General features: G+C 47.2%; 21 protein-coding genes. 8 read left to right on the forward strand and 13 right to left on the reverse strand.

Going from position 1 to position 25,764, the window contains the following annotated elements; all coding sequences use genetic code 11:
* Nucleotides 1-135 precede the first annotated feature (135 nt).
* From AC4PM4_RS13245 to AC4PM4_RS13255, 3 genes are read right to left on the reverse strand one after another with little or no spacing between them, the layout of a single operon-like run.
* A complete protein-coding gene (locus AC4PM4_RS13245) occupies nucleotides 136-1,302 on the reverse strand; it encodes a DUF3298 and DUF4163 domain-containing protein (protein ID WP_491613773.1) in 1,167 nt (388 codons plus the stop codon).
* Between the two features lie 59 nt (nucleotides 1,303-1,361).
* The gene (locus AC4PM4_RS13250) at nucleotides 1,362-2,612 is read right to left on the reverse strand and encodes an MFS transporter (protein WP_491613774.1); all 1,251 of its coding nucleotides are present in this window, start codon (nucleotides 2,610-2,612) and stop codon (nucleotides 1,362-1,364) included.
* 25 nt (nucleotides 2,613-2,637) lie between these two features.
* Complete coding sequence (locus tag AC4PM4_RS13255; protein ID WP_491613775.1) at nucleotides 2,638-3,561, reverse strand: ADP-ribosylglycohydrolase family protein; 924 nt, start codon at nucleotides 3,559-3,561, stop codon at nucleotides 2,638-2,640.
* 525 nt (nucleotides 3,562-4,086) lie between these two features.
* Here AC4PM4_RS13255 and AC4PM4_RS13260 point away from each other — a divergent pair.
* Nucleotides 4,087-4,755, forward strand: coding sequence for an HAD family hydrolase (locus tag AC4PM4_RS13260; protein ID WP_491613776.1), 669 nt, complete (start codon nucleotides 4,087-4,089; stop codon nucleotides 4,753-4,755).
* Between the two features lie 47 nt (nucleotides 4,756-4,802).
* Nucleotides 4,803-5,975, forward strand: a complete 1,173-nt coding sequence (locus AC4PM4_RS13265; protein WP_491613777.1) for a mannitol-1-phosphate 5-dehydrogenase — start codon at nucleotides 4,803-4,805, stop codon at nucleotides 5,973-5,975.
* Nucleotides 5,976-6,113: 138 nt separating this feature from the next.
* On the opposite strand, the gene AC4PM4_RS13270 is transcribed toward AC4PM4_RS13265, so the two are convergent.
* From AC4PM4_RS13270 to AC4PM4_RS13280, 3 genes are all read right to left on the reverse strand, one after another.
* A complete protein-coding gene (locus tag AC4PM4_RS13270; RefSeq protein WP_491613778.1) occupies nucleotides 6,114-7,001 on the reverse strand; it encodes a DUF8580 domain-containing lipoprotein in 888 nt (295 codons plus the stop codon).
* A 142-nt stretch (nucleotides 7,002-7,143) separates the two neighbouring features.
* Nucleotides 7,144-7,797 carry a YkyA family protein gene (locus AC4PM4_RS13275; protein ID WP_063565438.1) on the reverse strand — a complete coding sequence of 218 codons (654 nt, stop codon included), beginning with the start codon at nucleotides 7,795-7,797 and terminating at the stop codon, nucleotides 7,144-7,146.
* A 41-nt stretch (nucleotides 7,798-7,838) separates the two neighbouring features.
* The gene (locus tag AC4PM4_RS13280; RefSeq protein WP_274567954.1) at nucleotides 7,839-8,741 is read right to left on the reverse strand and encodes a polysaccharide deacetylase family protein; all 903 of its coding nucleotides are present in this window, start codon (nucleotides 8,739-8,741) and stop codon (nucleotides 7,839-7,841) included.
* Between the two features lie 229 nt (nucleotides 8,742-8,970).
* Between AC4PM4_RS13280 and AC4PM4_RS13285 the strand changes: the two genes are divergently transcribed.
* Nucleotides 8,971-9,915, forward strand: coding sequence for a DMT family transporter (locus AC4PM4_RS13285; protein ID WP_491613779.1), 945 nt, complete (start codon nucleotides 8,971-8,973; stop codon nucleotides 9,913-9,915).
* Between the two features lie 100 nt (nucleotides 9,916-10,015).
* Entirely contained in the window at nucleotides 10,016-10,852 is an 837-nt protein-coding gene (locus AC4PM4_RS13290; protein WP_491613780.1) for a sulfurtransferase, read from the forward strand.
* Nucleotides 10,853-10,908: 56 nt separating this feature from the next.
* Here AC4PM4_RS13290 and AC4PM4_RS13295 read toward each other — a convergent pair whose 3' ends face one another.
* Together AC4PM4_RS13295 and AC4PM4_RS13300 are read right to left on the reverse strand one after the other, a co-directional pair.
* On the reverse strand, nucleotides 10,909-11,496 hold the full coding sequence (locus tag AC4PM4_RS13295) for an imm11 family protein (protein ID WP_491613781.1): 588 nt from the start codon (nucleotides 11,494-11,496) through the stop codon (nucleotides 10,909-10,911).
* Nucleotides 11,497-11,725: 229 nt separating this feature from the next.
* Nucleotides 11,726-12,766 (reverse strand): NAD(P)/FAD-dependent oxidoreductase, encoded by a 1,041-nt coding sequence (locus AC4PM4_RS13300; protein WP_491613783.1) that lies wholly within the window; start codon nucleotides 12,764-12,766, stop codon nucleotides 11,726-11,728.
* A 302-nt stretch (nucleotides 12,767-13,068) separates the two neighbouring features.
* On the opposite strand from AC4PM4_RS13300, the gene AC4PM4_RS13305 reads away from it, so the two are divergent.
* On the forward strand, nucleotides 13,069-14,316 hold the full coding sequence (locus AC4PM4_RS13305) for a hypothetical protein (protein ID WP_079696267.1): 1,248 nt from the start codon (nucleotides 13,069-13,071) through the stop codon (nucleotides 14,314-14,316).
* Nucleotides 14,317-14,607: 291 nt separating this feature from the next.
* On the opposite strand, the gene AC4PM4_RS13310 is transcribed toward AC4PM4_RS13305, so the two are convergent.
* Nucleotides 14,608-15,162, reverse strand: a complete 555-nt coding sequence (locus AC4PM4_RS13310; protein ID WP_491613785.1) for an NAD(P)H-dependent oxidoreductase — start codon at nucleotides 15,160-15,162, stop codon at nucleotides 14,608-14,610.
* Nucleotides 15,163-15,361: 199 nt separating this feature from the next.
* Here AC4PM4_RS13310 and AC4PM4_RS13315 point away from each other — a divergent pair, with 199 nt between their 5' ends.
* The 3 genes from AC4PM4_RS13315 to AC4PM4_RS13325 all read left to right on the forward strand — a co-directional run bounded on the left by AC4PM4_RS13315 (nucleotide 15,362) and on the right by AC4PM4_RS13325 (nucleotide 17,642).
* Nucleotides 15,362-15,724 carry a winged helix-turn-helix transcriptional regulator gene (locus AC4PM4_RS13315; protein WP_063565429.1) on the forward strand — a complete coding sequence of 121 codons (363 nt, stop codon included), beginning with the start codon at nucleotides 15,362-15,364 and terminating at the stop codon, nucleotides 15,722-15,724.
* A 44-nt stretch (nucleotides 15,725-15,768) separates the two neighbouring features.
* The gene (locus AC4PM4_RS13320) at nucleotides 15,769-16,488 is read left to right on the forward strand and encodes an SDR family NAD(P)-dependent oxidoreductase (protein ID WP_491613788.1); all 720 of its coding nucleotides are present in this window, start codon (nucleotides 15,769-15,771) and stop codon (nucleotides 16,486-16,488) included.
* A gap of 296 nt (nucleotides 16,489-16,784) precedes the next feature.
* Entirely contained in the window at nucleotides 16,785-17,642 is an 858-nt protein-coding gene (locus AC4PM4_RS13325) for a CPBP family glutamic-type intramembrane protease (protein WP_491613790.1), read from the forward strand.
* 376 nt (nucleotides 17,643-18,018) lie between these two features.
* Here AC4PM4_RS13325 and nagZ read toward each other — a convergent pair whose 3' ends face one another.
* The 4 genes from nagZ to AC4PM4_RS13345 are packed head-to-tail and all read right to left on the reverse strand — an operon-like array spanning nucleotide 18,019 to nucleotide 25,722.
* Nucleotides 18,019-21,453: a beta-N-acetylhexosaminidase gene (nagZ, locus tag AC4PM4_RS13330; protein ID WP_491613792.1), complete on the reverse strand. Its 3,435-nt coding sequence runs from the start codon at nucleotides 21,451-21,453 to the stop codon at nucleotides 18,019-18,021.
* 10 nt (nucleotides 21,454-21,463) lie between these two features.
* Nucleotides 21,464-22,627: an N-acetylglucosamine-6-phosphate deacetylase gene (locus tag AC4PM4_RS13335; RefSeq protein ID WP_491613794.1), complete on the reverse strand. Its 1,164-nt coding sequence runs from the start codon at nucleotides 22,625-22,627 to the stop codon at nucleotides 21,464-21,466.
* Nucleotides 22,624-23,406 carry a glucosamine-6-phosphate deaminase gene (locus AC4PM4_RS13340; RefSeq protein ID WP_090953573.1) on the reverse strand — a complete coding sequence of 261 codons (783 nt, stop codon included), beginning with the start codon at nucleotides 23,404-23,406 and terminating at the stop codon, nucleotides 22,624-22,626. Before AC4PM4_RS13340 ends, AC4PM4_RS13335 begins: the two co-directional genes overlap by 4 nt.
* Before the next feature lie 39 nt (nucleotides 23,407-23,445).
* Nucleotides 23,446-25,722, reverse strand: coding sequence for an Ig-like domain-containing protein (locus AC4PM4_RS13345; protein WP_274567967.1), 2,277 nt, complete (start codon nucleotides 25,720-25,722; stop codon nucleotides 23,446-23,448).
* Nucleotides 25,723-25,764: the final 42 nt, after the last annotated feature.

Consider the following 25,764-nt stretch of genomic DNA (forward strand, 5'->3'; position numbering starts at 1 on the left):
TCAAGTCCGAGTGGAAACAGGAAATAATATATAGCAACTCCTACAACGAAAGTAAAAAAGCCGCTAGATTAGCGACTTTCTATGGTACAATGTTTCCGCCCCGACACTTGGAGAGTACAAAATCAGCATCTTTTTCTAGTAATGTGAGATTGTTATGCCATGAATGATTCCCTCGGTTGAATTGGAGGCGAAATGGACCCGGGTATCCCCAAAACGATAGGAGAGTAAATATTCTTCTTGAATATCAGGGTTCACACCCTTTTGACCTTTTCCCAATATCTTCTCAATGTCACTGAAGGTTTTCATAGGGAGAGTTTTCCAACTCATATAAACATGGTCAAGACGGTCAGTGTCCCCCTCCCCAAAATTAAAGGAAGCATACTCTACCCCTTCAAATATCCAGAAAAGTCCTCCCATTTCCGGTTCATAATAGGGTTCACGATCTGAACTTTTCAGCGCTTTTGATACTTCTGCTTTCGTTTGTCCAAAACTTATATTTTCAAACCCCGGTATTCTCCCACTCTTCAACTCTTGAATGGAGTTTTTATTTAAATCAAAAAATGGTCTGCTCAGTTCAGACTGAATTTTGGAGAAAGGAACTTTTACCTCTATAAATCCGGCCGCATAAGGCCCAACTTCGTATGGATTAAATACCAAGACAATTCCTGTGTTTTGGTAGTAAAAGCTAGATGTATTCGACAAGGGAAAGTTATAAAAACTTTCCGGGAAAACATTCTCATTACTCTTTAGGTCTGATTCAATACCCTCAGCTAGATTAACAGCTTGTTTATTGGTTTGAACCACCTGGTTCAAGTAGAGGCGTTTTCCTGTTGTTAGATCATAATTATAAGTCGTTACTTCTTCATACCCGTGCGCGCCGCCTCTGAAATTATAATCTGTATATACAATAGATAGTAGGTTGTTTTGATTGTATTTAGTCTGTGCAGTGGTATTCCAGTAAAAGTAATCTTGCTGTTTTTTTAGATATGTATTCTGTATAGCGGCATTTACGGCATGGATTTTGAGTGTTTTATTTATTTTATCAATTACCTTTTGTTCGCCGCCAATAATTTGAACATACTTTTGCCCTTTATACGAGTAAATTTTTGTCGTTACTGTGCTCGACCCGGCTGCATTCGCATCACTTATTGGGATTATAAATAGAAACACTAATAAGAAGCTTATTAACATAGCAAATGTTTTGTTCAAATTGAAATCCTTCCTTCTAATTATTATGATATACCAATAATACTGTAACTTGGCTGGTTTGTCTTTTTCTAGTTGGAACTGTAATTCTTCCATAGAACAGCCTCCATCCCACACGTTAATGCGGAGTGAAGGCTGCATCTACCTGTCTATATTTAATTCACTGGTGCCGGCTCTACAGCATCGGCGATTTCCGGTAACCTCGTTTTGCGTTCCATTGTCACGCTAACGAATAATCCCACAAGTCCAAGTGCTGCAATAACTGCTGCATATAACGGTACCGAGATGAGCCCCGTATGCGTAATTGCAAACCCGCCCAAATAGGCACCACCTGCGTTGCCCAGATTAAAGGCTGAGTGACTCGACGTTGTCGCCAGCAGCGGTGCTTCGCGAGTCATATTCATAATTCGAATTTGTAGGCCTGGCATAATTCCAAAAGCCGCAATGCCCCAGCAGAAGATGGTGATTACCGCGAGATACGGATTATCCAGCGTCAACGTTAAGGCCGCCAACAGAACTGCCAATATACCGAAGTTAACCATCAAGGAAGGCATCAGCTTCCAGTCTGCCAGACGACCACCAAGCATATTACCCAATGTAACGCCGACACCGAACAGCACCAGAATCCAGGTCACGCTCTGCTCAGCAAAACCACTAATATCGACAAGCATTGGTGTTATATAGGTGAACACAGCGAATAGACTTCCACAGCCCAGCGCACCAATCAGCAATATTAATAACACTTGGGGGCGAACCAGATTCCGGAATTGCTGACCCAGGTTTGCTGGTGCTCCCTGCTGAATCACCGGAATGAAACGAATGATACCAATCAATGAGATGATGCCCAGAATGGTAATAGCTCCAAACGATGACCGCCATCCTAGCTGCTGCCCAATGAAGGTACCAAACGGCACACCGATAATATTGGCAATCGTTAATCCAGCCAGGACTACGGATACCGCCCCTGCCCTTCTCTCCGGTGCAACCAATCGTGTTGCCATCAGCGAGCCTACACCCAGAAACGTACCGTGGGCAAATGCCGTTAGAATACGTGCCGAGATGAGCAACCCGTAAGTTGGTGCAATAACAGACAATGCATTACCGATGATAAAAATACACATCAGCAGTACCAGCAGTTTTTTCTGCGGTATCTTGTGCGTGAACACGGTTAGTATAGGCGCACCCACCGCCACACCAAGCGCGTAACCCGTAATTAACTGCCCTGCTTGGGGGATACTCACATTCAGATCCGTCGCTACATTGGGCAGAAGGCCCATAATAATAAACTCTGTCATGCCAATGGCAAAAGCTCCTACCGTCAGGCATAAAATGGATAAAGGAAACGCCCCTCGTTTAGCAGATTTCGTAACTTGCGATTCCGTTTGAGATGACTCTGTCTTACGCATATGATGTTCTCTTCTCCTGTCTCTTCTATCTAGCTTCCGCCTTTGACCACAATGCCTCTGACAATTCGCTCAGCGTATCCTGCATGGCCAGCTTCTCTCGCCAGTGTGCCGGAATGCCGCTTAATCCATAGTACGCCCCGGCAATTTGCCCATATACCGCTCCCGTGGTGTCCGCATCATCACCCAGATTCACTGCCAGCAGCGCCCCCTCTTCGAAGGTCGATGATTGATGGAATGCCCATAACGCTGCTTCAAGTGAACGAACAACATAGCCGCTCCCCTGAATATCAGGCGGTGCTTTATCCCGGTATGATCCCTGGACTATTTCTTCAATCGCTGGTGAAAAAGATTTCTCTTCCCTCCACTGACGGCAGGTAGCAGGCCGTAATATGACATCCTTGTCCGCTCCGCGCAGTCCTGCAACCAATATTGCTGCCAGCACTTCACATGCTTCCACACTTTCAACAGCAGCATGTGTCGTTCTGGAACTCAACCCAGCATACCGCACTGCTTGATCCGGCTGGTTGGCATATGCCATAGCTACAGGTGCGAGCCGCATAATTGATCCATTCCCAGCAGTCATCGGGTTGGTTGAACCACTATACGCTTCACCGGTTGCTGCAAACCGTTCAAGGGCACTGCGAGTAGCCCCGCCAATATCAAAGCAGGTTCCTGTACTGCTCATATAACCCACCTGATACCAATTCGTATATCTGCGCATCTGATCCCCGGGATCAAAGATCTCTTTTCTCACCAAGCTTTCTGCCAGACACAGGGCCATCGACGTATCATCCGTCCACTGTCCAGGCGCCAGATCGAATACCCCGCCGCCCACAATATCGGTAACAGGCTTAAATGTGCCGGGACTGCTGAATTCCACTGTGGTTCCCAGTGCATCTCCCGCGGCAAGCCCAATCAAACAACCTTGGAAACGATCCTTATACAGCATCTTCGATCCCTCCTCCGCGATTTAACTCTCAAATGACTTCTTCCATTCTCCCACATGGCTTGATATGGCGTAAAGAATTTTAATAGGTTAGTTCGATTGCAAATTTATTTTAACCCTATGCTGAGTTGCCTTTCTTCTATTATAAAAGTGTCGAAAGCTGTTGAACGGTTGAATTATCCAAAATTTCTTAAAAAAAGTTTGATACGTTTAAACTGAAAATACAGGTTTTCCAGTACACCGCTTACACGCAAAGGGTATAACGTTTTTCCACTTTTACAATTTTCTGAAAACACATCATCCATGTGCAAATCTTCCATGTGAACAATCATAACGCGCTTGACCCTTTTGTTTGTCCTATGTTACGGTTTTATTAGCTTATACACCTGTTTTTTCCCAAATTAATATTTATAACTTCGCTTTCACGTCAACTAATGTACCGCAAGTTAAAAGATTACGGTGTGTATTTGCAGAGAAATTCATTTAGCTTTATCCCAAAACTAATTCTGAAACAGGAGGAACAAATTTATGATTAAGGCACTGATTTTTGATTTCGATGGAACGATTATTGATACGGAGACAGCATGGTATGTTGCTTTTCGTGATGCCTACAAGGAACACGGCGTAGACTTAACCCTGGAGATGTACTCGCAATGCATCGGTACCAGTCTGAAAACATTTAATCCTTATGAGTACCTCATCACAGATTTGAATCTTCCGATCGATCGGGAAGCGTTCAGGGAATCCGTTCAGTTGCATCATGCAGCATTAATGAACAAAGAACAGGTAAGACCCGGTATCCAGAACTACCTTGAAGCTGCACGCAAAGCTGGATTGAAACTTGCTGTCGCTTCAAGCTCCAAACGAGAGTGGGTTGAACAGCATCTGGAGCAGCTCAAGCTGAAGGATTACTTTGAAGTCATTCGCACCGCAGATGATGTTGCCCATGTGAAGCCTGATCCTGCACTGTACAATCAAACACTTGAAGCCCTTGGAGTAACTGCAGACGAAGCCGTAGCGATTGAGGATTCACCTAACGGCGCGCGTGCAGCTGCTGCGGCTGGTATTCACTGCGTAGTCATCTCGAATACCATTACCGGGACACTTGATTTCGATATGCCTCACCAACGGCTGTCATGCCTGACCGACCTCGAATTTAACGATTTGATTTCGAAACCACTCGTCACTACGGTCTAAAGACTGAACGAATTTCGCATTTCAAACTTTAAAGGGGGAGTTCACACATGAAAGCTGTACATTTTGGTGCGGGCAATATTGGCCGCGGATTTATCGGTCATATGTTGTCCGCTTCCGATTATGAAGTCTGCTTTGTCGCACGTAACCCGAAGAAAATCGCCATGCTTCAAAAGAGGCAGGAGTATCCCATTACCCTCGCAAATGCGGATCAGGATACAACGATTGTAAATAACGTAACCGCCATTAATGTCGGTGAACAGGATCGCGTTGCTGAAGTGATTGCTTCAGCAGATCTGATCACAACAGCCGTCGGTGTATCGGCGCTGGAAGATATCGCTGAACCCATCGCCAAAGGCATCTATCTGCGTATGAAAAATAATAATTCTGCACCACTTCATATTATCGCTTGCGAAAATGCCATCGGAGGCAGCACTCGGCTGAAAAAACGGGTATATCCGTTTCTGGATGTAGAAACCCGTGAAAAAGCAGAACTTTATGTCTCATTCCCCAATGCAGCGGTTGACCGCATCGTCCCCGCTCAGGATCATAAAGACCCGCTGCAAGTTACCGTTGAGCCTTTCTATGAATGGGTGGTTCATCGCCCTGCACTGCTGGAAGGATTTAAGGAAATTGAAGGTGTGCACTACGTGGACTCTCTTGAACCTTATATTGAGCGCAAAATGTTTACGGTAAATACCGGTCACTGCGTTGCCGCATACTTCGGATATCTTGAAGGATTTAAGACGATCCGGCAAGCTATGAGTCATGCACCTCTTCGTGCCAAGGTACGCAAAGTGATGGAAGAAACCGGAGCCATGCTCATCGCCAAGCACGGTTTTAATCCACAGAAACACAGCAAATATATCGATACGATTCTCGAACGTTTTGCCAATCCGAACCTGACGGATCAGGTAACACGGGTCGGACGTTCGCCCCTTCGCAAGTTATCGCCTTACGACCGGCTTGTTCGCCCAGCGATGCAGGCCAGCGAATTCGGAATTGAAATTCCTCATTTAACTTCCGCTATGGCAGCCGCGATGCTGTTCAATCATGAACATGACGAGGAAGCCATAAAGCTCCAACACCTGATTCGCGAAGATGGCGTCTCTGCCTTCATTCGTGAGCGCATGGGAATTCCCGACGAACATCCCGTTCATCAGCATGCCGTTGCCCGTTATGAAGAGCTCAAAGGGCGACAGGAATCAACCATCTTAACCTGATTAACAATAGGTCAATGGGTTTAATCCCGCAAACTGAATAGACATACGAACAAAAAGCCGGGAGGAACCTATGCTTATCGCATCGTTCCTTCCGGCTTTTTCAAATTCACGACATACCTATTTAATATCGAAGCACGCTTACTCGTTCATGATGGAATTGATGGAGGCATAAACCATAGGCAGGAAGCCCTCTGAAGGTTCGCCAACCGGTGCATGGATATGGAAAGCGAAGCCATTGCCATCCAGCTCTTTTACGATGAAATACTCTGTTTTCTTATTGTTTTGAGACATCATGAACAATTTTGCCTCTTTCATCGGGCCGTTGCTAAGCTTTTCCTCACTTAATTGCTTGACCGCTCCGGTTTCTGACAGCTCTTTCTTCGCATCCACTTTCAGTTCCTTCAGGTTATAATCCGAAGGCAGCTTGTCAATCTCTACCTCGTAATCCGGATCAATCTTCATGGTCAATTCATGATCATCCGCATCGTAAACCATTGGTTCAAACACATATAATGAATACCCTTTGCCTTGAGCCAGTGTAACCGGGCGCTTTTCGGTCATGCCTTCCACGGTCACTTCCAGCTCGGATGTTTTGGCACGATCAGATGTAACATTACCACCTGCATTCGTACCGTTACCATCATTGGACTCGACCTTGGCGATTTCCGTAAGCACCAGCTGTTTAATCGTTGTATCGCCTTGAATGGCTTTCTCTACATATTTGAATTGAACGGAATCTTCATCGTCAATGTCATCCAAAGATTTCTGCAGATCTTCACCCACCTGGAAAGACATCGGTTCCTCTTTCACACGAATTTCAACCGTGTGCGGATCTGCCCATCCGGTCAAAATGCCTTCCGCTTCAATCACAGCACTTTCCTCAGGCTGCTTCCCTGGTGCCGGTGTCTGTTCTTCTGTATTATTCGCGGGTGGCTTAGCAGTAGGGCTACTATTGCCGCAGGCCACAAGCGAGAATCCCATAACCAAAACAAGTAATGATGCACTAATATTCATAGTATTTCGCATATGAACACCTCCGTTAGCTTATACGCAATGATGTTTGTCCATGTTGCCTGACTTGTTAACTTGACAGCTTAGTATTACTTACACGGCTGACCCGTCGCTCAATCATCGAAAGTGTTCAATGCTCCTTTGACACCATGAATAGTCAGCCAGCTTGCTCCATTTGCACAAGTTTCGCGTTGGCTCCGTTAAAAGCTTTTGTCTGCTTGTTAAACTGCTGTCTTAACTCGGCAACTTTGGCATATTGGCTGTTCCGTTCCCGAATCGCACGTTTGATTTTGACCAGATTGGGCTCCACACTGCCTCTCATCAATCCATATAACTGCTCGTCCGCATCAAGGCTCTGCCTGTAGGAGGCAACAAACGCTTCAAATGACGCAGCTCTTTGCTCATACTGATCCAATACCGTGTGGGCTTGAGCCAGGTTCTCTTCCTTTTCAAAGGATAATTGATCCAACGAAGTTCGCAGCTCTTCCATCTGTTCTTTAGTCCGGCTCATCACCGCTTCAGCTTGTTCCAGCAGTGTTCTTCGCTCGGCAATATGTCCGTCTGCCTGATCGAGCAAGGCCTCCAGATTACTGTTTTTGTTCTTTCCTTTACTCAGTATCGATCCGTATAATTCCATGTCTTCCCGTTCATGATGAACAAGTTCCTTCAGGCTCTGGTTCATCTCCTGATCGGTAAGAATTAGTTGATTAACTTGATTTGCCGCAGGTTCCTGCGGCTTTCCGCAAGCACTGACAAGCAGAGCCAGCAATATGCTGACCCCGGCCAGAGCTATCTTTTTTCTTCTAAGCACCTCGGGGTGCCTCCTCTCTTGCAACTGCTATGTTGTTATTCTTACAAGCGGGTGTCTGCGCTAAAATTGGATACCCAATGAGCATTCGGATCGTAGACCTCAAACTCATAACCCCGATCTTCAAGCAGCTTCAAAATGCGTGGCAGTGCCTGTACCGTTTGCTCGCGCTCATGCATCAGAATCACTTCCTTATCCCGATGCACACTGCTGCTAACCCGCTCCACGATTTTGTCCGGCTGACCTGGAAGATTCCAGTCGAGGGAGTCGGTGGTCCAATCCCACAGTTTGAATCCGGCCGCAGCAATGTCGCCCCTGAAGTCATCTCCGATCTGTGGGCTACTGCCATACGGAGCACGAATCAGATGCGGCGTAAAACCGATCAGATCCTTGACCATCTTCTGCTCCTTCTTGAACTCCTTCACAAAGTTAGAGGAGCTTCCGCTCTTATACAATTTGTTATAGTTATGTGTCATGCTGTGAAGCCCAGGATAACTGCCCTCTTTGACAAGCCGCTCCACTGCTTCCTTGTGTTGATTCAACTGACGTCCAATCATGAAAAAGGTTGCCTTTGCCTCATGCTGCTTCAAAATATCCAGCAGTTGATCGGTATATACACTTGGTCCATCATCAAACGTTATGTATGCCAGCTTGCGCACCTGACCCTGGAACCGCGCAGGTTCCTCTTTGGACTCCGGTGTCATTTCAATCATGCCAAGCTTGGTTGGCTGTTCAATCGCAGCTACTGGCGGAGGTGCTACATAATCCTTGATCCAGTGCGTCATGCCAATGAATGCATATGTTAAACCGATAATGAGCAGTGCCAGAAGCGCCAGCGCAGCACTCAGTCTCCCATACCGGATTTTTCTTCTTCCATGCGTCTTGGTTCGGCTTGTTCTATGCGGAATGCCGCCACTCTCTCCCGCTCTCTGTTGTTGAACTCTCACTTCCAGGCCACTTCCTTACTTTCATTTTTTCCCGATTATTGGTACATTATATCGTTTCATGTCTCTATATAGAAGATTAATAGAAAAATGGTCCTGGAGAATGACAGAATAGTTACAAGCCCGGTTACAATCTACTTATCTATTTCTTCTCTTATACTTTTCCTGCAGATGCATTCTCCTGTATAATAAATTGATTTACGCCATTTGACTTCAAGAAGGAGCTACATCCATGACTAGCTTGAACCGTGCCGGCAGGTCGATCTATCTGCTATTCTTTGTCGGCATTATTGCCATTTCGTTTTCTTCCATCTTTGTACGTTGGTCCACAGCGGACGTCGCCGTCATTGCGATGTACCGATTGTTCCTCACCAATCTGCTAATGCTGCCTTTTGTCTGGAAATACCGGCATGAGATGATGCGTTTAAACTTCAGACAGTGGGCTTTACTTCTCGCATCCGGCGTGATGCTGGCGCTGCACTTCCTGCTCTGGATGGGATCGCTTAGGCTCACGAGTGTAGCTAGTTCAACGGTCATTCTCGCTTTGGAGCCTATATTAATTCTTGCGGGTTCCGTCTGGCTGTTCAAAGCCAAAATCAACCGTATGATGATCATCGGTATGGGCGTTGCCCTGCTTGGATCGATCGCTATTGGAGCGGGAGATTTCCAGTTGGTAGGCACAGCGCTGCGAGGGGATATTCTTTCTTTACTCGGAACGATCGCTGTGGCGGTACACATGCTGCTAGGACAGTTTTTACGTGCCGGACTGAGTGCATTCTCCTATAACTTCTGGGTATTTTTCGTAGCTGCCTGTACGCTTGCGGTATATAATCTGGTTAATGGTCACCCATTTGGTGGTTATGCGGCTTCCGAGTGGGGAATTTTCCTATTGCTCGCAATCGTGCCAACAATCTTTGGACATTATCTCTTCAACTGGCTGCTTCAGTATATGAATGCTACAACGGTATCGATGGGGGTACTGGGGGAACCTGTATTTTCCTCTCTACTGGCCTGGATGCTACTCGGTGAATCCCTCAATGGGCTTCAGTTGTCTGCCGGGGTTGTCATTATTTTCGGGGTATGGATCTTCATTCGATATGGCAAAACCAAACCACAGCCCATCCCCTCAGATGCTCCTGTAGCTGGAAAAGGACCAGTCGAACCTACAGCGGTGTAACTTGCATTTGTATTCAGATATTTTTAAATAAACAACTGGGACATGCGTCATGCAGATTCCGGTTGAATTCATCCCATTACATATAAGGCGGTGTGTTTTCATGAAAAATATTGTATCCATGCGCTGGCTGCTCGCCAGAATGTATGAACCAGATGTCGTCATTGCTGATTGCCGATTCCTGCTCGGTCAACCGGATGCCGGAAGACAAGCTTACGAGGCTGGACATATTCCAGGTGCCGTTTATCTCGATTTGGAAAAGGATCTGTCCGCTCCTGTATCTACGCACGGAGGGCGTCACCCGCTTCCAGATCCGACTGAACTGGCAAGTCGTCTCTCCAAAGCTGGCATCGGCTCGAATGCACGTATTATTGCCTACGATGACCAAGGTGGTATGAACGCATCGCGGTTGTGGTGGTTACTTCGTTACCTGGGACATGAACAGGTGTATATCATGGACGAAGGCTTCTCTGCCTGGAAGAATGCCAGGTTTCCAGTGACAGCGGATGTGCCGGTTCAGATCCCGGCTTCGTTTGAGGTGAATGTGCAGCCAGAGCTATTGGCGAGTGTTGAGGATGTACAGCAAGCCTCTGCTGACGGCTCAGCTGTACTGATCGACTCCCGCGATGCCCGCCGCTACGCTGGTCTGGAGGAACCCATCGACGCTAAGGCTGGACATATTCCAGGTGCGGTGAATTATTTTTGGAAAGATGTGTTGGATTGGGATGGACGTTGGACAGATACTGGGGTGTTAGAGGAGCGTTTCAGCAAGCTGGACAAGGATGGTGCAATTATCGTGTATTGCGGTTCCGGTGTCTCCGCTTGCCCGAATGTAATTGCGCTGGAAGAAGCGGGATATTCGAATGTGAAGTTGTATTCCGGAAGTTGGTCGGACTGGATTAGTTATGAAGGGAATCCGGTGGCTACCGGGGAAAAATAAAGATTAAGAGCCCACGTCAAACGCGGGCTTCTTTGTGCTTTCATCCATGTAGAATTTTAGATACTTACATTTCCGACTTCTGTAACGTTCAGATTCAGTTTATGTTTTCGGCATACCTCGTAAAAATCTTTTGAAATAATGGGTTTGAAGATATTTATATAATCCAGCATAAAAAATTCATGCTCGCCAATTCGCTCTTCATGAAGGCAGATTCGAGCTACAACTTTGACGATCTTACGTGGAGGCTGTTGTACAGATGCAGCAATGACCGTTTTGCGCCCATATTCCGAACGTTCATAATCGAAAACATCCAAACGATCAAGCTGATGTGCAAGCCATTTTTTTTTTTTAACCGAACGACCGTCGTGGTAACACACACTTGTCGGAATAAACTGTGTGTTTGTTTTAGTTTCCTCCAACAGCGTTTTAAAACGATCTGATACGTGTCTCGTTCCTGTGATCGTCTCAAAATAATCTACATTCAGGTTGCGCACCGTAGACAGTAACTCAACATCTGCCGTTGTCCCCTCTGGCAGCGGATTCTCTATGGCCAAATAATTCATATCTAATTCGGGAGTGAAGGTCGTTCCGCCACTAATAAAACCTCTACGTGGATATTGAGATTCCAGAAAATAATAGTTCATAGAATGATATCTCCTTTCCGAATGAAGTGCTTTTCAATCAACTACAAAGAGGTTAAATGGCAGGGTTTACGAACATGGAGTTGTATTCCGAGAGCTGGAGCGAACGGATTAGTTATGAGGGGGATCCTGTGGCGACGGAGGAGGAATAGCAGAATTAAGCAAATATATAGTATGTAATATAGAGTACATCTGTCATGTGGCGATGTACTCTTTTATTTTTCGTATAGTACTAAAATCGGGAGAGTCGACAAGGGTCTAATTCACTTCTTGATTCCCGATCGATGATTTCACTTGCAGCCAGACGTGCAATCAGTGGCGCCAGCGTAATTGCAGAATGCATCACGGTTAGATAAAGTCCCTTTACGTGATCTTGGAAACCCACAATCGGATAGCCGTCTTCAGGCATTGGTCTCAACCCGACCTTTATGCTTTCCAGTTCCAGTTGATTCCCATCTTTCAGACTGCGACGCAACGTGTCGAACGCTCGCTTACCAACCGCCTCTGGTCCGTTTTCCTCCGACTCGTCGATATAATCTTCCGCAGCCAGCAGCGTATATTCTGTCAGTTGACGCGCTTCAAATTGAGCATTTGAGATTAATGTATGTATCAATTTATTCGTCGATTTCATCCGAATCAGAATGGAAGGCGACGACGTAACCGGCACAGGACAACCTAACGGGTTGCAAAGTTCGGGAACGCCTGCACCTGCGGCCAATACTACGACATCCGACTCCAGAAAACCGTTGGACGTATGCACGCCGACCAAGCGGGAACCTTCTTGCTGAAGCTGTGTAACGTTGGTATCGAACTGAACCTTTGCTCCGTACTCCCTCGCTTTGTTCAACAACAGCTCCGTTATCTCTATGGGGTCTACCGCACCTTCTTCGCTGACATACATCGCTTCGTCCGGATAGTCCAGCAGATTCGGCTCCAATGCCTCAAGCTGCTCCCGGTTTAATTTTTGAAAGTGGGGTTGCTCCCTTAGGGGTGGAGTGTCCCAAGTTAGCGCTCCATGCCAATGAATTTTCAGTTCGGGTAACTCTTGCTGAAGCGTATGATATTCTTCCAAAGATGCATCGTACAAATGCCAGTAATCGGGAGCCACCCTATGAGTAGTATGTATCCAGGCAAACGATTTTTCCGTGACTTCACGCGCCGCTGCAGGATGTCGTTCAATAACGGTTACATCTTGATTTCGTTTGGCCAGATGATAGGCCATGGATGCCCCCACAATCCCTGCGCCAATAATCACAATTTTTTGTTTAATCAATAATGACTCCTCCTTTTTCACCCTATTGTAACATAGGCCTTATGATACTCAGGCGATATAACATGTGAGGGCAACTGGAGTGAATAAATTAGTTATGAGGAGAATCTGGTGTATCTTCTTATAGCTACTGCCTTTCTTTTCAGTTCTCATAATCAGGTTTCCTATTTAAAACTAACTTCACCAGAATCCTTTGATGATTCTTTAGTAATCTACAGAATACACAAAAAATAGTTCATATCCCCCAATAAAATGGTACTATAAGGAAGTTGGAAACAGACTAAAGTCCTAAGGGGAGATAATATTTGTCTATAAACAAATGGTTAAGAAAAATTCTACTAGTTATGTTTTCTGTAGTACTGCTCTCAATACCGATTATTTCGTTATTTCCAGATTATGCAGAAGCCAAATGCACATATGTAAGTGGTTATACAAAGAAGAATGGAACAAGGGTGAGTGGATACTACAGGGGATGCGGAACAGTAGATAGCAATTCAAGTTACAATTCTTACACACCTACATACACTGAAAAAACTGAAACTAAGAATTATTATGGCTTATCAAACACAATCAATTTGTACAAAGGACAGAATTATGCAGGAACTACGGATACAGAAAATTTAGTTTACGTAAACGGATATTATCGAAAAGACGGTACTTATGTCAGACCTCACTACAGAACGCATCCTAACCATTATATCAATGATAACTTCAGTTATCTTGGGATTTCTTCACTGATTCCACATACGAAGTATCCAAGATTCACCTTTAACAGTGATGTAAATATCTCTCTGAAAGAAAACTACTTGCTTTATAGTCTTTCTGACTACAATCTAAATGAAAAACAGCTTAACATGTTAAAAACTTATACATTGAATCTTAAAGAAGCTGAATTGGACAGACAGTTCGAACAGAATGTAGTTACGACTGGTAAGCAACTCTATACTTCTCTCGGGCTTGATGAAATCACTGCTTATAATAAGATTAGGTTTGATCTTACTGGAAATTTATCCTTTGAGGATTACCTATATAACGTAGCCTATAGTTTTAATCCAACTTTCAAAAAATCGTTTGGAGATTTCCCTATTCTCGAGACTTATGCATACCTTTTAAAAGAATCTAAAAGTGATTCAAATATGTTAAAGATCACTAAAAATTATGGTAGCAAGTTTTACAAATTTATTGGTGCAGATGCTTCAAGTATAGAGAGTCAGATAGAGATGGATTTGTTACAAACTTTTGAATCTAACCAATCAGTCCCTTTGATGCCACCCTTTTCTCTATTAAATACGGCTAACGGCGCCTTTACCAAGGGAGCAGTTAGAACCTATTTAATAAATGAAGGAGCACATCTTAACATAACGTTTAATTCACATGTCATTCTCGACGCTACACCTTATCAAGCATCTTTAGAACTTCTTTATAACGGGTCGTATTCATTCTTAAATTCGTCAATCATAGAAGGAATAAAATTTTATACAAAATACGGATTAAGTACGAATGAAGCAACAAATCAAACTATTAAGGACATCAACGTAATTTTAGCAAGTTAAAATATCAGTCCAGAGATTTTCAGATATTATTCAATCACTTCAAACTGGATATAAACTCTGCAAGGCTGTATACCGGAAACTAGAGCGATGGATCACAATCTCATGGCTACTGGAGAAGAATAGCTTTGACCAAAGCCCGCGTACCAAGCGGGCTTTTGGACATACCTATTTATAATATGGCAGTGGTAATCCAAGTAGATATAAAAGCCGTAAATATGCTCATCATCTAGAAGGGGCTAAAAATCTACTTTTCCCCAAATATCAGCAAAGAAGATCCAGGTCATTTGCTGTTTAAATTGATAGATTCCCAACCTCATTCTGATACTCATAGATATATCGGATATAATCTTGTGCACTTTGGTTAATTTCTTCATCGGTTGCTTGGAATGAGGCACCGAAGACTGCAAAATACGGTAAGGCTACGGCGCCAACATGATTTATGCTGGCTTTGAAAGGCGTGACTACCTCATCTACGGTAAAAGATACTGAACCCTCCCTCGTGTAATTTTCCTTCTTATCGCCAATGGACATGGCCAAACCCATCTTTTTCCCATGCAGTTTGTTACCTGTTGATCCATACGCCCATCCATAAGTAAAAACATCATCTAGCCACTTTTTTAGCAAAGGCGGATAGCTGTACCAATATAACGGAAACTGCAAAATAATATGATCATATGCTTCGAGTAACTTCTGTTCTCTGGACACATCGATGTTCCAATCAGGATATGCTTTATAAATCTCATGGATTGTAATCTCGCTCGAGTGTTGCAGCAGCTCCTCTTTCCAGCGTTGATTTACTCTTGAAACCTCTATATTGGGATGCGCCAGAATGACGAGTGTTCTCATATTTACATTCCTTTCTCGGTTCAGTTTCAGACTTCTTTTTCGAATATGGCCATTATCATATAAGCCTGAAAAAAAGAAAATACACACCCGAAAGTAAGATGGTTACTTCAAAGTGTGTATGGACTTCATCAGCCATATTGTGAGAAAATAAATAGTTATAGCACATCAACAAGATGTAACATGAACGAGGTGATATGTCATGAAGCAATATAACCTGGGAATCGAAGCGACACTCGAAATTATTGGCGGCAAATGGAAAGCGCTAATCATATGTTTATTAATGTCTGGCGTGAAAAGGACAGGCGAATTACAGCGCAGTATAGACGGTATCTCGCAAAAGGTCCTGATCCAGCAATTACGTGAGCTTGAGAAGGACGGCCTTGTCAGAAGACATGTTTACCAACAGATGCCGCCCAAAGTCGAATACAGCCTTACAGAGTATGGAGTTACCGCCAACAAGATTGTGGATGTGATGTGCACATGGGGGCGGGAAAATATAGCATTAAGGCAACAACAAGGAGAAGAAATTATACTATTGGAAAATAAAGAGCCTGCTCTTTGAGCTGGTAACCATAGAACTACACTTTGAAAAGAAGGTGACTAGAATTGAAAAACTATCTTGTATTTGGTGCTAGCAAAGGATTAGGAGATGCATTTGTCAGGGGTGTGCCCGAGCAAGGCGATAAAGTCTGGGTCGTGTCTCGCACGAAACCTGACAACTTGAAGCTGGACGATGGCGTAGAACGCATATGGATACAGGCAGATCTGTCTGATCTCCATGCATCCAAACAGATCTGCGATGCGCTTCAGAACGAGACTTTGGATGTTCTCATTTACAATGTGGGCATTTGGGAAAAAGAGGGGTTCGAGGACCACTATACGTTCGATAAGGACACCCCCGCCGACATCAGTAATCTGATTCATGTGAATGTAACATCCACTATTGTGTGCATTCAGGCCTTATTACCCCACCTCAGGAAATCAACAGCAGGCAAAATCATTCTTATTGGCTCGACTGCGGGTCTGAGCAATGCGAACAGTACTCAGGTATCCTTTGTGGCCTCCAAATTTGCCATTCGTGGGGTTACAGAAGCCTTGAGAGAACATACAAGAAAAGACCGAATCGCGGTTACGTGTATCAACCCGGGAGAACTCGCAGCCGAAGTTCCTTATAAAGATGGCATTGACCGCGCTCTTTCCGAATATAATGGTACACGCATCCCTCTTCAGGATATGGTTTCTATCGTAAAATGCATCGTCAGCCTGTCCAATGCAACCTGTGTAAAAGAAATTAATATTCCAGCAATTACGGATTTGAACGCTTAATTAAAATTTCAACGGAATTAAAAAGAATTTCCATGACAACCAGAGAAGAACAAACATAAAGAGCGCGTTGGAAACGTGCTCTTTGTGCTGCCGCAAAGGAAGTTAACATTTTATTAAATGGACTAACAGATGGCTTAAATTCATTTCAATTTTAAAAAAACCTCACTATACTTTAGTCCCGTCCTCCCTGGGCTAGGGTCTTGGACAAAGACTGGGCTTGAGTTTGTTCTGATTAGGATATATCCACTGCTATACTGCAAAGCGATATACATATTTTGATAAAAGGAGCTATCACAATGAGAACAGATTTTAGCACCATGCCCAGCACGAGTTCAGAAGAGGAAAAGGTCCAAAAAGCCAGGCGAGGACTGCTCGTTTTCTTTGCCATGCTCATTCCTCTCTCCATCCTTAGTTATGTACTGATCATGAAAGCACCGATTTTCGGTCTGCTCCTCATGTGGACACCCGGCTTATCCTCCATCTTCGCCCGTATAGTCCTGCATGAAGGCATCTCGGATATTTCCTTGCGGATTGGTGGGAAGCAAACACTGAAATCGTTGCCCTTCATCTTGCTCTTTCCAGTCGTCATTGGTTTATTTGCTTATGGAATCGCATGGATTACGGGGCTGGTTCAGTATGTTACACCAGACTCATTCATTGAAGGCCCATCTGGTGTTGTCCTTGCAGGAACGATACTTTTTCAAATGTTTGCGGGTACAGCAATCGGTATAATCAGCAGTTCAGGAGAGGAGCTCGGCTGGAGGGGCTATATGCTCACTCGACTTATTAACGCACGTGTACCTAGACCCGTGCTAACGAGCGGAATTATTTGGGGGGTATGGCACCTTCCCGTAATGCTTTTTGCAAATTATTATTCCGGTCCATATCCTGCCTTATCGGTTATCCTGTTTATGATTTCAGTGACCTCTTTCAGTTATCTGATCAGCCGCTTGCGCTTAACAACGGGCAGCATATGGCCTGCGATTCTCCTCCATGCATGTTGGAATGCCGTGATTCAGGATGCCTTTGATATATCTTCCAGTGGCAAGAACGTTCTGCTATGGACTGGAGAATCCGGAATATTAGTGGCTCTCGCCTTGCTGATTGCAGCATGGTTGATGTCGAGAAAGCCTCTTGTCATAAGGCAGCTATAAACTATTGCTATAGGTGAGGATATATAAAACTTTTTGAGAAGACGACGTTGTTGTAGTCTAGTTAGCCAACGGGTTATGACCCATTATCCTAATAACGTCTTTGCACAAGAAGCGAGTGACGGAATTCGGAGCTAAGTGAACGTGTTGTCTAGGGAAGAACATCAAAGTCTTAAAATTGACAAAAGCCCGCAAAGTAGCGGGCTTTTCGATTTTACATCCTCTATCTCTGAATTTCAGACTAGATCGCTTGTAAGAATAAAGGTTGGCAAATGCATACGAACTTTTGAACTTTTGAGCTTTTGTGCTTTTGTGCTTTTGTGCTTTTGTGCTTTTGGATATGTTTCATTACCCTATTGAACAGCTCATCATTGAAAAGTCACTTTGATGCTGTCATGCACTCCACCAGTGCCCGCAGTGAGTAATCGGAGGTGGAACACAGCAGAATGCATGCGGCTGTCTGTGGCAGTGCGGTGTCATCATAGGGATTGCGCAGCACCAGATTTAGCAGTGGCTTAACCGCAGCCAAAGCCTCAGCCAGATCCAGCTGGCCTGTGAATAGATGGGCATTAAGGGTGCCCTGGATAACGACATCCGCATCAGCAGCTTGCAGTACCAGGGAGTTTATCTGCTCAGCATCCGGCTTCATTGCGCAGTAGCACGTCTGCACAGCCAAGCCTTCATCCCTCAATAGGGAGGCTAACCTGATCTCCGCAGAACCACTATTATCGGCCTGGGTCAGCTGCTCCTGCAGCGGCAATATAAGCAAATATTTCAGCGAATCCTTGAGTGGCACCAGGCCCTGTGGGTCCCGGCTAACTTTCACGGTCATACGAGCCAGCTTCAGTGCCGCCTCTTCCCACTGCTCTCTAGGAATCGGCTGTGCAGCCGCCTGGTACTGCCGGAATTGGTCATACAGCTGCCGAATACGAAGAACCGACTCGTCGATTTGCTCCTCATTGATTCTCCCATCCCGTACAGCTGACAGAATACCCGCGATGACCTGGCTCTGAAACTCCGGCGTATGGCACATCAGAATCATATCGTTCCCCGCCTGAACGGCCAGAACCCCTACCTCTTCCGGGCTGAAATTTTTGCGAATTGCCCCCATTTCGATATCATCCGTGCAGATCACCCCCGTAAAGCCCAACTGCTTCCGCAGCAGTTCCGTGGCAAAAAAAGGACTGAGTGAGGCCGGAAGTCCGCCCGATTCCGGAATGTTAGGAAACACCAGATGACCCATCATGATTGAATCCACACCGGCTTGAATTGCTTCAACAAAGGGAAGCAACGGACCCTCCATCAACTGTTCAATCGTCAGCTCACACTCGGGCAGGACAATATGCGAGTCTCCGCTCACTTGCCCGTGGCCGGGAAAATGCTTTGCCGTCACGGCTACACCTGCTTCATGCATCCCCTGAATATAGGCGCGGCCGAATTGGGCCACCAGCTGCGGGTCCTCTCCGAAGGAGCGAACACCCACAACCGGATTATCTATATTCGTGTTCACATCTAGCACTGGTGCCCAGTTCATGGGAATACCAAGGGAGTGCAGCTCACTGCCGATGATTTTACCGAGCAAACGGGCGGCTTCCGGATCTTCACTTAACCCCGCTGCCCTGTTGCCAGGGACGTAGGGAAAAAAGGACTTAAACTTGGATAGGGTTCCACCCTCTTCATCTACTGAAACGTAATAAGGCAGAGGACTACCACTCTCTCTAGCTATGTTCTTTACTTCAGCAAGTAGCGCATGTGTCTGCTGCTCGCTCTCAATATTATGGGGGAAGATGCCGATACCCCCAAATCGGTGCTGTGCCATTCTGCCGCGAAACTCCGGCTCGGCCCCAGTCGATGGTGTGCCTACTACGCACATCAGGGCTATTTTGTCTTCCAGACTCAATGCCGTCAGATCAGTTTGTGTATGGATTGCGTTCAGACCCAGTTCTTGATAGAGCGTGCGCTCCAGATAATCATGCAGATAGAACCTCGATTTCACAAAATGCTCCGCCATATCAGAGGGCTGGTAACGCTCCAGCGCAGCCTTCATCCGAGGCAGGACACCCTCACGTCCACGGCGGTTTCTCGTATAATTGTTATGGAGTGAGCGCCACTCCGCATCGTCTCCGGGATACAGCTCCCAGCGGTAGGCATACTTATGGATCGCCCGCGAACGATCTGTCGCCACCTCAAAATTATGCATGATCGCAATCAGTTCCGCTTCTTCCTTGTGCTCGCACACTTCGTCCATCAGCTTCCAGATCACATCATAATAATCCTCCATCCTGTAATTGCCGAGAAGGTTATGTCCGGTAACAGGATCAATGCCATGAAACCGTTCCAGAAATCGGTCGATAAAGGTTGCGGTATCTGCCTTGCGGTTCCAGGCCAAATCCGCATGCAGCAGCATGGGGTACCAGGTGGTTTCGAAAATACCATACGGAACACCAAGGCTGAAAGGCCCCGTCCAGTTGGTAGCAACAACACAGCCAATATCCAGCTTGTCGCCCGTCTCTGCCCACTGAAGCAAGTTGTCTGTCCGGTTCAGCAGTACCGGATAATTCTGATGCTCAGCCCAATCAAAGCTGCGGACTGCTGGCGCCCCCATAACTTCAATGCCGAGCGCCCTGAATTTATTGGCATGCGAAGTAACTTCCGCTTCGATATTGCGCCCGTTGTAGATCCAGATCATGGCGACACTTCGCTGATCCAGCTTAGCCAGTTCCTCTGGCGGGCATTTATCCAGCATGTCATGCCAGAAAATCGGCTGTTTTCCCCGTTCTGCCGTAAATGCAATCAGACGGTTCACAAAGGCGATAAAAGCTCGTTCACGCACGCCTCCAAACTCAATTTTGCAGCGTTCGCACTCGCATAGGCTGTAGACCTCGTCACACCCGAGATGGATATAACGCGAATCTGGATGAGCCTCGATCATCTCCTCAAGTAAGGTGGTTATCAATCCAAAGGTTTCCGGATGCGATGGGCAGATCTCCCCGGTAGACTGCTCTGTCTCACGAAGATGCCGCCAACCTTCGTGGCGTAATACATATTCCAGATGTCCAAAGCTCTGCTGGAGCGGAATAATCTCTATAAAGTGCTCGTGGGCGTTCAGCTTTAGTTCTTCCAGCTGTGAACGACTTAACGCATGCTGTGGATGTGCGAACTCGGGATGCGACTGAAATGGGAACTTATCCTCGTATTCAATCAAAATTGCGTTCGTCTTATAACAGGCGAATTCAGCTAAATAATCCGTCAACAGTTCCGGCTTCGAGAACGTCTGACGCAGGTCAAAGTTCATTGCCCGCATAGGTGTATCCGGCCAGTCGGTTATGGACACCGCCGGGATAACCCCATCGGGTCCATTCAGTTGTACCAATGTCTGCAATCCATAAAATAGACCCGCCGCATCCAGTGCGTAGACTTCAGCCCTTCCGGCCGACACCTCCAGCTTATACCCTTGTGGACGTCCGTCCAACCCAGTCAGATCCGTTCTGTCTTGTTGAGTAAACGAACTGAAACTAGGGATGGTCGGGCTCTTCTGTTGTGTTCCCAGGACTTCATGAATGGCAGGGGCTCCATTTTCCTCATCGACTACCTGCTGCGTTTCCTGCCCTGAGAGACTTTCGATTATTAACAAATAACCCTTTTCTATTCTGGAGCATGTATATTCCATCCCCGGAAATGCCCGGCGACAATGAATTTCCAATCTGGGATCATCCTGTTCCATGAAAAGACCCCATCTTTCCTCGCCATTCAGTCGCAAGGCTTCTCCTTCGCTCGATGCAATTTGCTTCGGTTGTGGTATCAAGCTTGGCATCGCTCTCCTCCTATTCTTGGCTCTGTGGACTGATCCGGCCATTCTTCCAGCACTGCAAGACACTTAACTTTCCACCATCAATGTTGAAGCTAACGATATCCGCAGGTGCTCCGACCTCAAGTCCGGCAGCCTGTTCAAGCCCAAGCAGCCGGGCCGGATGCACCGATGCACAGTCCCAGGCATCGGGAAGCCCGCACAACCCCGCTTCCACAAGATATCCCACCTGATTAGGCAGCATCATCGCCGAGCCAGCCAACAGCTCAGGCTGGCCGGCGAGGTGCAGCCGACCTTCCGCCGTCAATACCACATCACCACCAATATGCAGGTGGTAGGAACCTGGTGGCATACCGCTCAGCGAGACGGCATCACTGACCAGTATGGCGCGGTTCCGTTTCATCCGGAGAATTACTGCTAGCACGGACAGCGGAAGATGATGACCATCCGCTATCATGCACCCATACAGCTCATCGGCCGCCAGCTGTTCCCACAGGTAGTTCGGATGACGCGGAAGCATCAGGTGTGCACCATTACCAAGATGTGTAGACATCACCGCTCCTGCGGAGACCGCTTCCCTGATCTGCTCTGGCGTTGCTGCCGTATGTCCAATCGAGACAAGAATGCCGGATTCGCAGCACCGGGCAATAAATGAAGCTGAACCAGGCCACTCGGGTGAAAGGGTAATAATGCGAATTAATCCATCGGCGGCATCCTGCCAACGGCTGAGCGCCTCCCAATCAGGGTGAACAATATGCTGCTTTGGGTGGGCGCCGCGTGGGCCATCCTCCGGCGAGAGGAATGGACCTTCCAGATGAATGCCCACAATTCCCTCGGCCGCATCCCGGTTCAGCCGAACGGCTTTTGCAATGATGGAAGACGCCTCAGCCAACCTTACGGAACTGTTCGTAATCAACGTCGGGCAAAAGCTTGTAACACCTTGACTTTTCAGCTTCCGGGTCAGCTGCACTACCGTATCTGGACATAGCGGGGCTGTGTTCAGATCCAGCCCCCATCCGCCGTTCACCTGTAAATCCACCAGTCCAGGCGCAAGCCAGGGCAGGCAATCTCCGGGAGGCGACATTTCAAGTTCAGTAACAGCAGTGATACGTCCCTCTCTGATCCCGACCTCAATGGGCAACCCTGTTCTGTAGTGCTTCCCGATCATTGACACGCTCACAGGCCGTAGGCTTCCCGGTCTGTGAACATCGTGATTCCGGGATGGGTACGCAGGATGGTGGCAGGACACGCCGTGCTGATCGGATCATGTAAAGCTGCCGCAAGTGCACGCCGTTTGGATCCCCCTGGCACAATTGCGAACAGATCCCTTCCAGCCATCAACGTTGGCACAGTCAGGGTCAACGCCTCCGCAGGCACATCATCCAGATGGGCAAAGCAGCCATCGTTCACCTGCTGACGGCGACAAGCTTCGTCCAGTTTTACCGCTTTGACGATCCTCGAGTCTTTAAAATCGGCAACAGGCGGATCATTGAAGGCGATATGCCCATTTTCTCCGATCCCGAGGCAGACGATATCAATAGGAGCTGCACGCAGCAGTTCCCCATATCTCTGACACTCCTGCTCCACATCGTGTAGCCCATCCAACAGCTCCACCCGCCCAGGCTGCACCCGATTGAACAGCCGATCCGTTAAATATTGGCCAAACCGCTGGGAAGCCGTATCCGCCAGCCCCATATATTCATCCATATGAAAGGCACAGACCCTTGACCAATCAATACCTTGCTCCCGTACCAGACCTTCATACAATTCGTTTTGCGAAGGAGCAGCAGCGAACACCATGCGTACCTGACGCTCCGAATCCTGAAGCAGCTGTCTTAATCTGGCCCCAACCGCAGCTGCAGCCGCTGCCCCCATCTGATTCCGATCAGCATAAACCTGCACAGACATATGCTCAACGATATGAGTCTTGAGCGGTTCCACCAAGTCATTCACATTCATGTGCTTCCTCCTCCTTCAAGCCATTTCTCGTCTACTTGTTCAGTTGCTGACATTCAACATCAGCAGCGTTGTATGCGGCGAATCATGACCTACTGCGTAGTAATAGCCGTTATAACGGATTCTGCGAGGTTCAAAACCAACCTGTCTGCCCGGTCCCACCGCTTCCGAGACAAGCGTCACGCTCCCATCCACTCCGGTTGTCCCGCTGGTGTAACGCCCCGCAGAATAAGTAAATCTCCCCTCGACTTTCGCCCCCGCAAGTACCGCGCCTGTATCATAATCTCTGACCTTCAGAGTGACAGATACCCCTGATCCCCCATAGACCAGATTCATGTCCGTTACAATCAGTGGCTTCAATGGGGTGCTACCAGTGGTCGCCGACACTTCATCGGTGAGAGGCCCGATATTGCCACGTAGATCACGCGCCGCAATACGATAATAGTATGTCGTATCCGGTAGCAGTCCCTTGTCCTGGTAATTCAGGGCGCGGGCGAGTCCAACGATATCCGCAGCGACAGGCGTGAACCCCTGCACGGTACTTCGGTATATCACATAGCGTTCCACTTCCATGTTATCCGAAGCCATTCCATAATTCAGATGTACAGTCTGATAATCAGTCGCCTCAATGGAAGGAACCCCTGAAAGGGCGGAAGGAGCTTCCTGATCATCCGGCGCTGTCCAAACTACACCGCCCGGCCCCCAATAAGAAGGAAGTGCCCGGTAGGAATCATAGTGATGGACGGCAATACCGCCAAAGGCGCTGCTCTGCCCGTAAGCTGCATATACCTTATCCAGCTCGGCTTCCATGTGGATACGCCCCTCCTCCCAGAAGGTAATGGTCTCCGGGTCTCCGCTATTGGCGATATCCAGCGTTTCCACACCAATCACCACGGAATTCGGCTTGCCGATCTGATCCGCGTAAGCCAGCTCTCCAGCAGCCCCGGCAATAATGCCAGCGGAGCCATCCGCCGTATCCCGGTAATCCATAATGGAGATATAGTCTGATATATCCTGAACATGCTCAGAAAGCCATTTGCTGGAGCCATTCCATGAAATATTCGCTGCTTGATCCGAAGTGTCATACCACTTGGGCACAGCAGGACCGAACGGAAGCCAAATACCTGCGGTATCCCGGCGATCAATCATCTTTTGCAGGCCATCCAGGTATTCCTTCTGCAGGAAATGACTTGGGTCTTTAAAGTCGGGAGAGATATAAGGCTCAATATCCACATTGATGCCGTCAAACTTCTCCGTATCCCCCGCTGCAAGGTTGTAATTGATCACCTGCTCCATTTCCTGCACAGCATGATGGTGATATTTCTCGTAAGCGCCCATATAGGCCGGTGTAGTGCCGCCTGCAATTAACGCATGCACCTGCAAATTTTTGCTGTGCGCCCAACTCACGAAAGAGCGCAACTCCACTTCCTGGGCTTCCAGTGCATCGTATCCGGCATAACCGCCTACTGCAAGATAAAGCGTCTGGACTGGTGTTTGGCCAAATGTCTGCGTATCGGTGATGAATGACTCCAGCACCTGGCGCGATCCAGGGTTCAGCAGCAGCTTATAACTCTCCGGTTCCCAGATCCACATGGCCCGCTCCTGTACAGGAAGAGGAACGGCAGACTCATGCGTCCCGGTTCCAACCTGAGCATACACCGTCGGGCTATAACCGTAACGCTCCGGTGCACTGGCCGCTCTGGCCTCCAGACTGACCGTGCGATCGCCAAGACCCGCCGTGTCCCAGGTGTATACATATGCAGGGCCTTGCTGAACAGCTTCCTCCCATGGCCCGCGGTTCACCCGAACCTCTACCAGCATGATCGGAAGTGGAGAGCTGGTCTCGACAGAGATCTCCACCTGGCCGCTAAGAGAAACGCCCTCAGATGGTCCCGTGATGGTTACTACAGGAACAGCACCTGCCGGGTTATTAACGGTAAGGATGGCAGGCGCTCCCCATACCCCGTAACGGGTGGACGTATCCAGTCCACGAACCACCAGTTCCACAGTCCCGTTATAGGCTGAGGTATCCAGCATATAAGACCATGTGCCGCTGTCATCCCCATCCGGATCATTTAATACCACTTCGAATTGAGCCGTTCCGTCCACAAACAGTCGAATGTCATACAGGTCGGTATAACTGCCCCCAATTTCCACCAGCCCTCCATCCGATACATATCCGCCCGCAGGCGCGTCCAGTGAAATTGAACCCGCCGCTTCTGCCTTGCCAGGGACAGCTATTCCAATCGTCACCATACAGATCAACAGAAACAATCCCAGTTTGAATCCGGAGTACACACGCAGATGCTGCTTTTTCATAAGCGAAGCCTCCTTTTGCCATTCTGTAATGGTCTAGGATTC

It is taken from the genome of Paenibacillus sp. MDV22-iso6 (assembly GCF_058408365.1).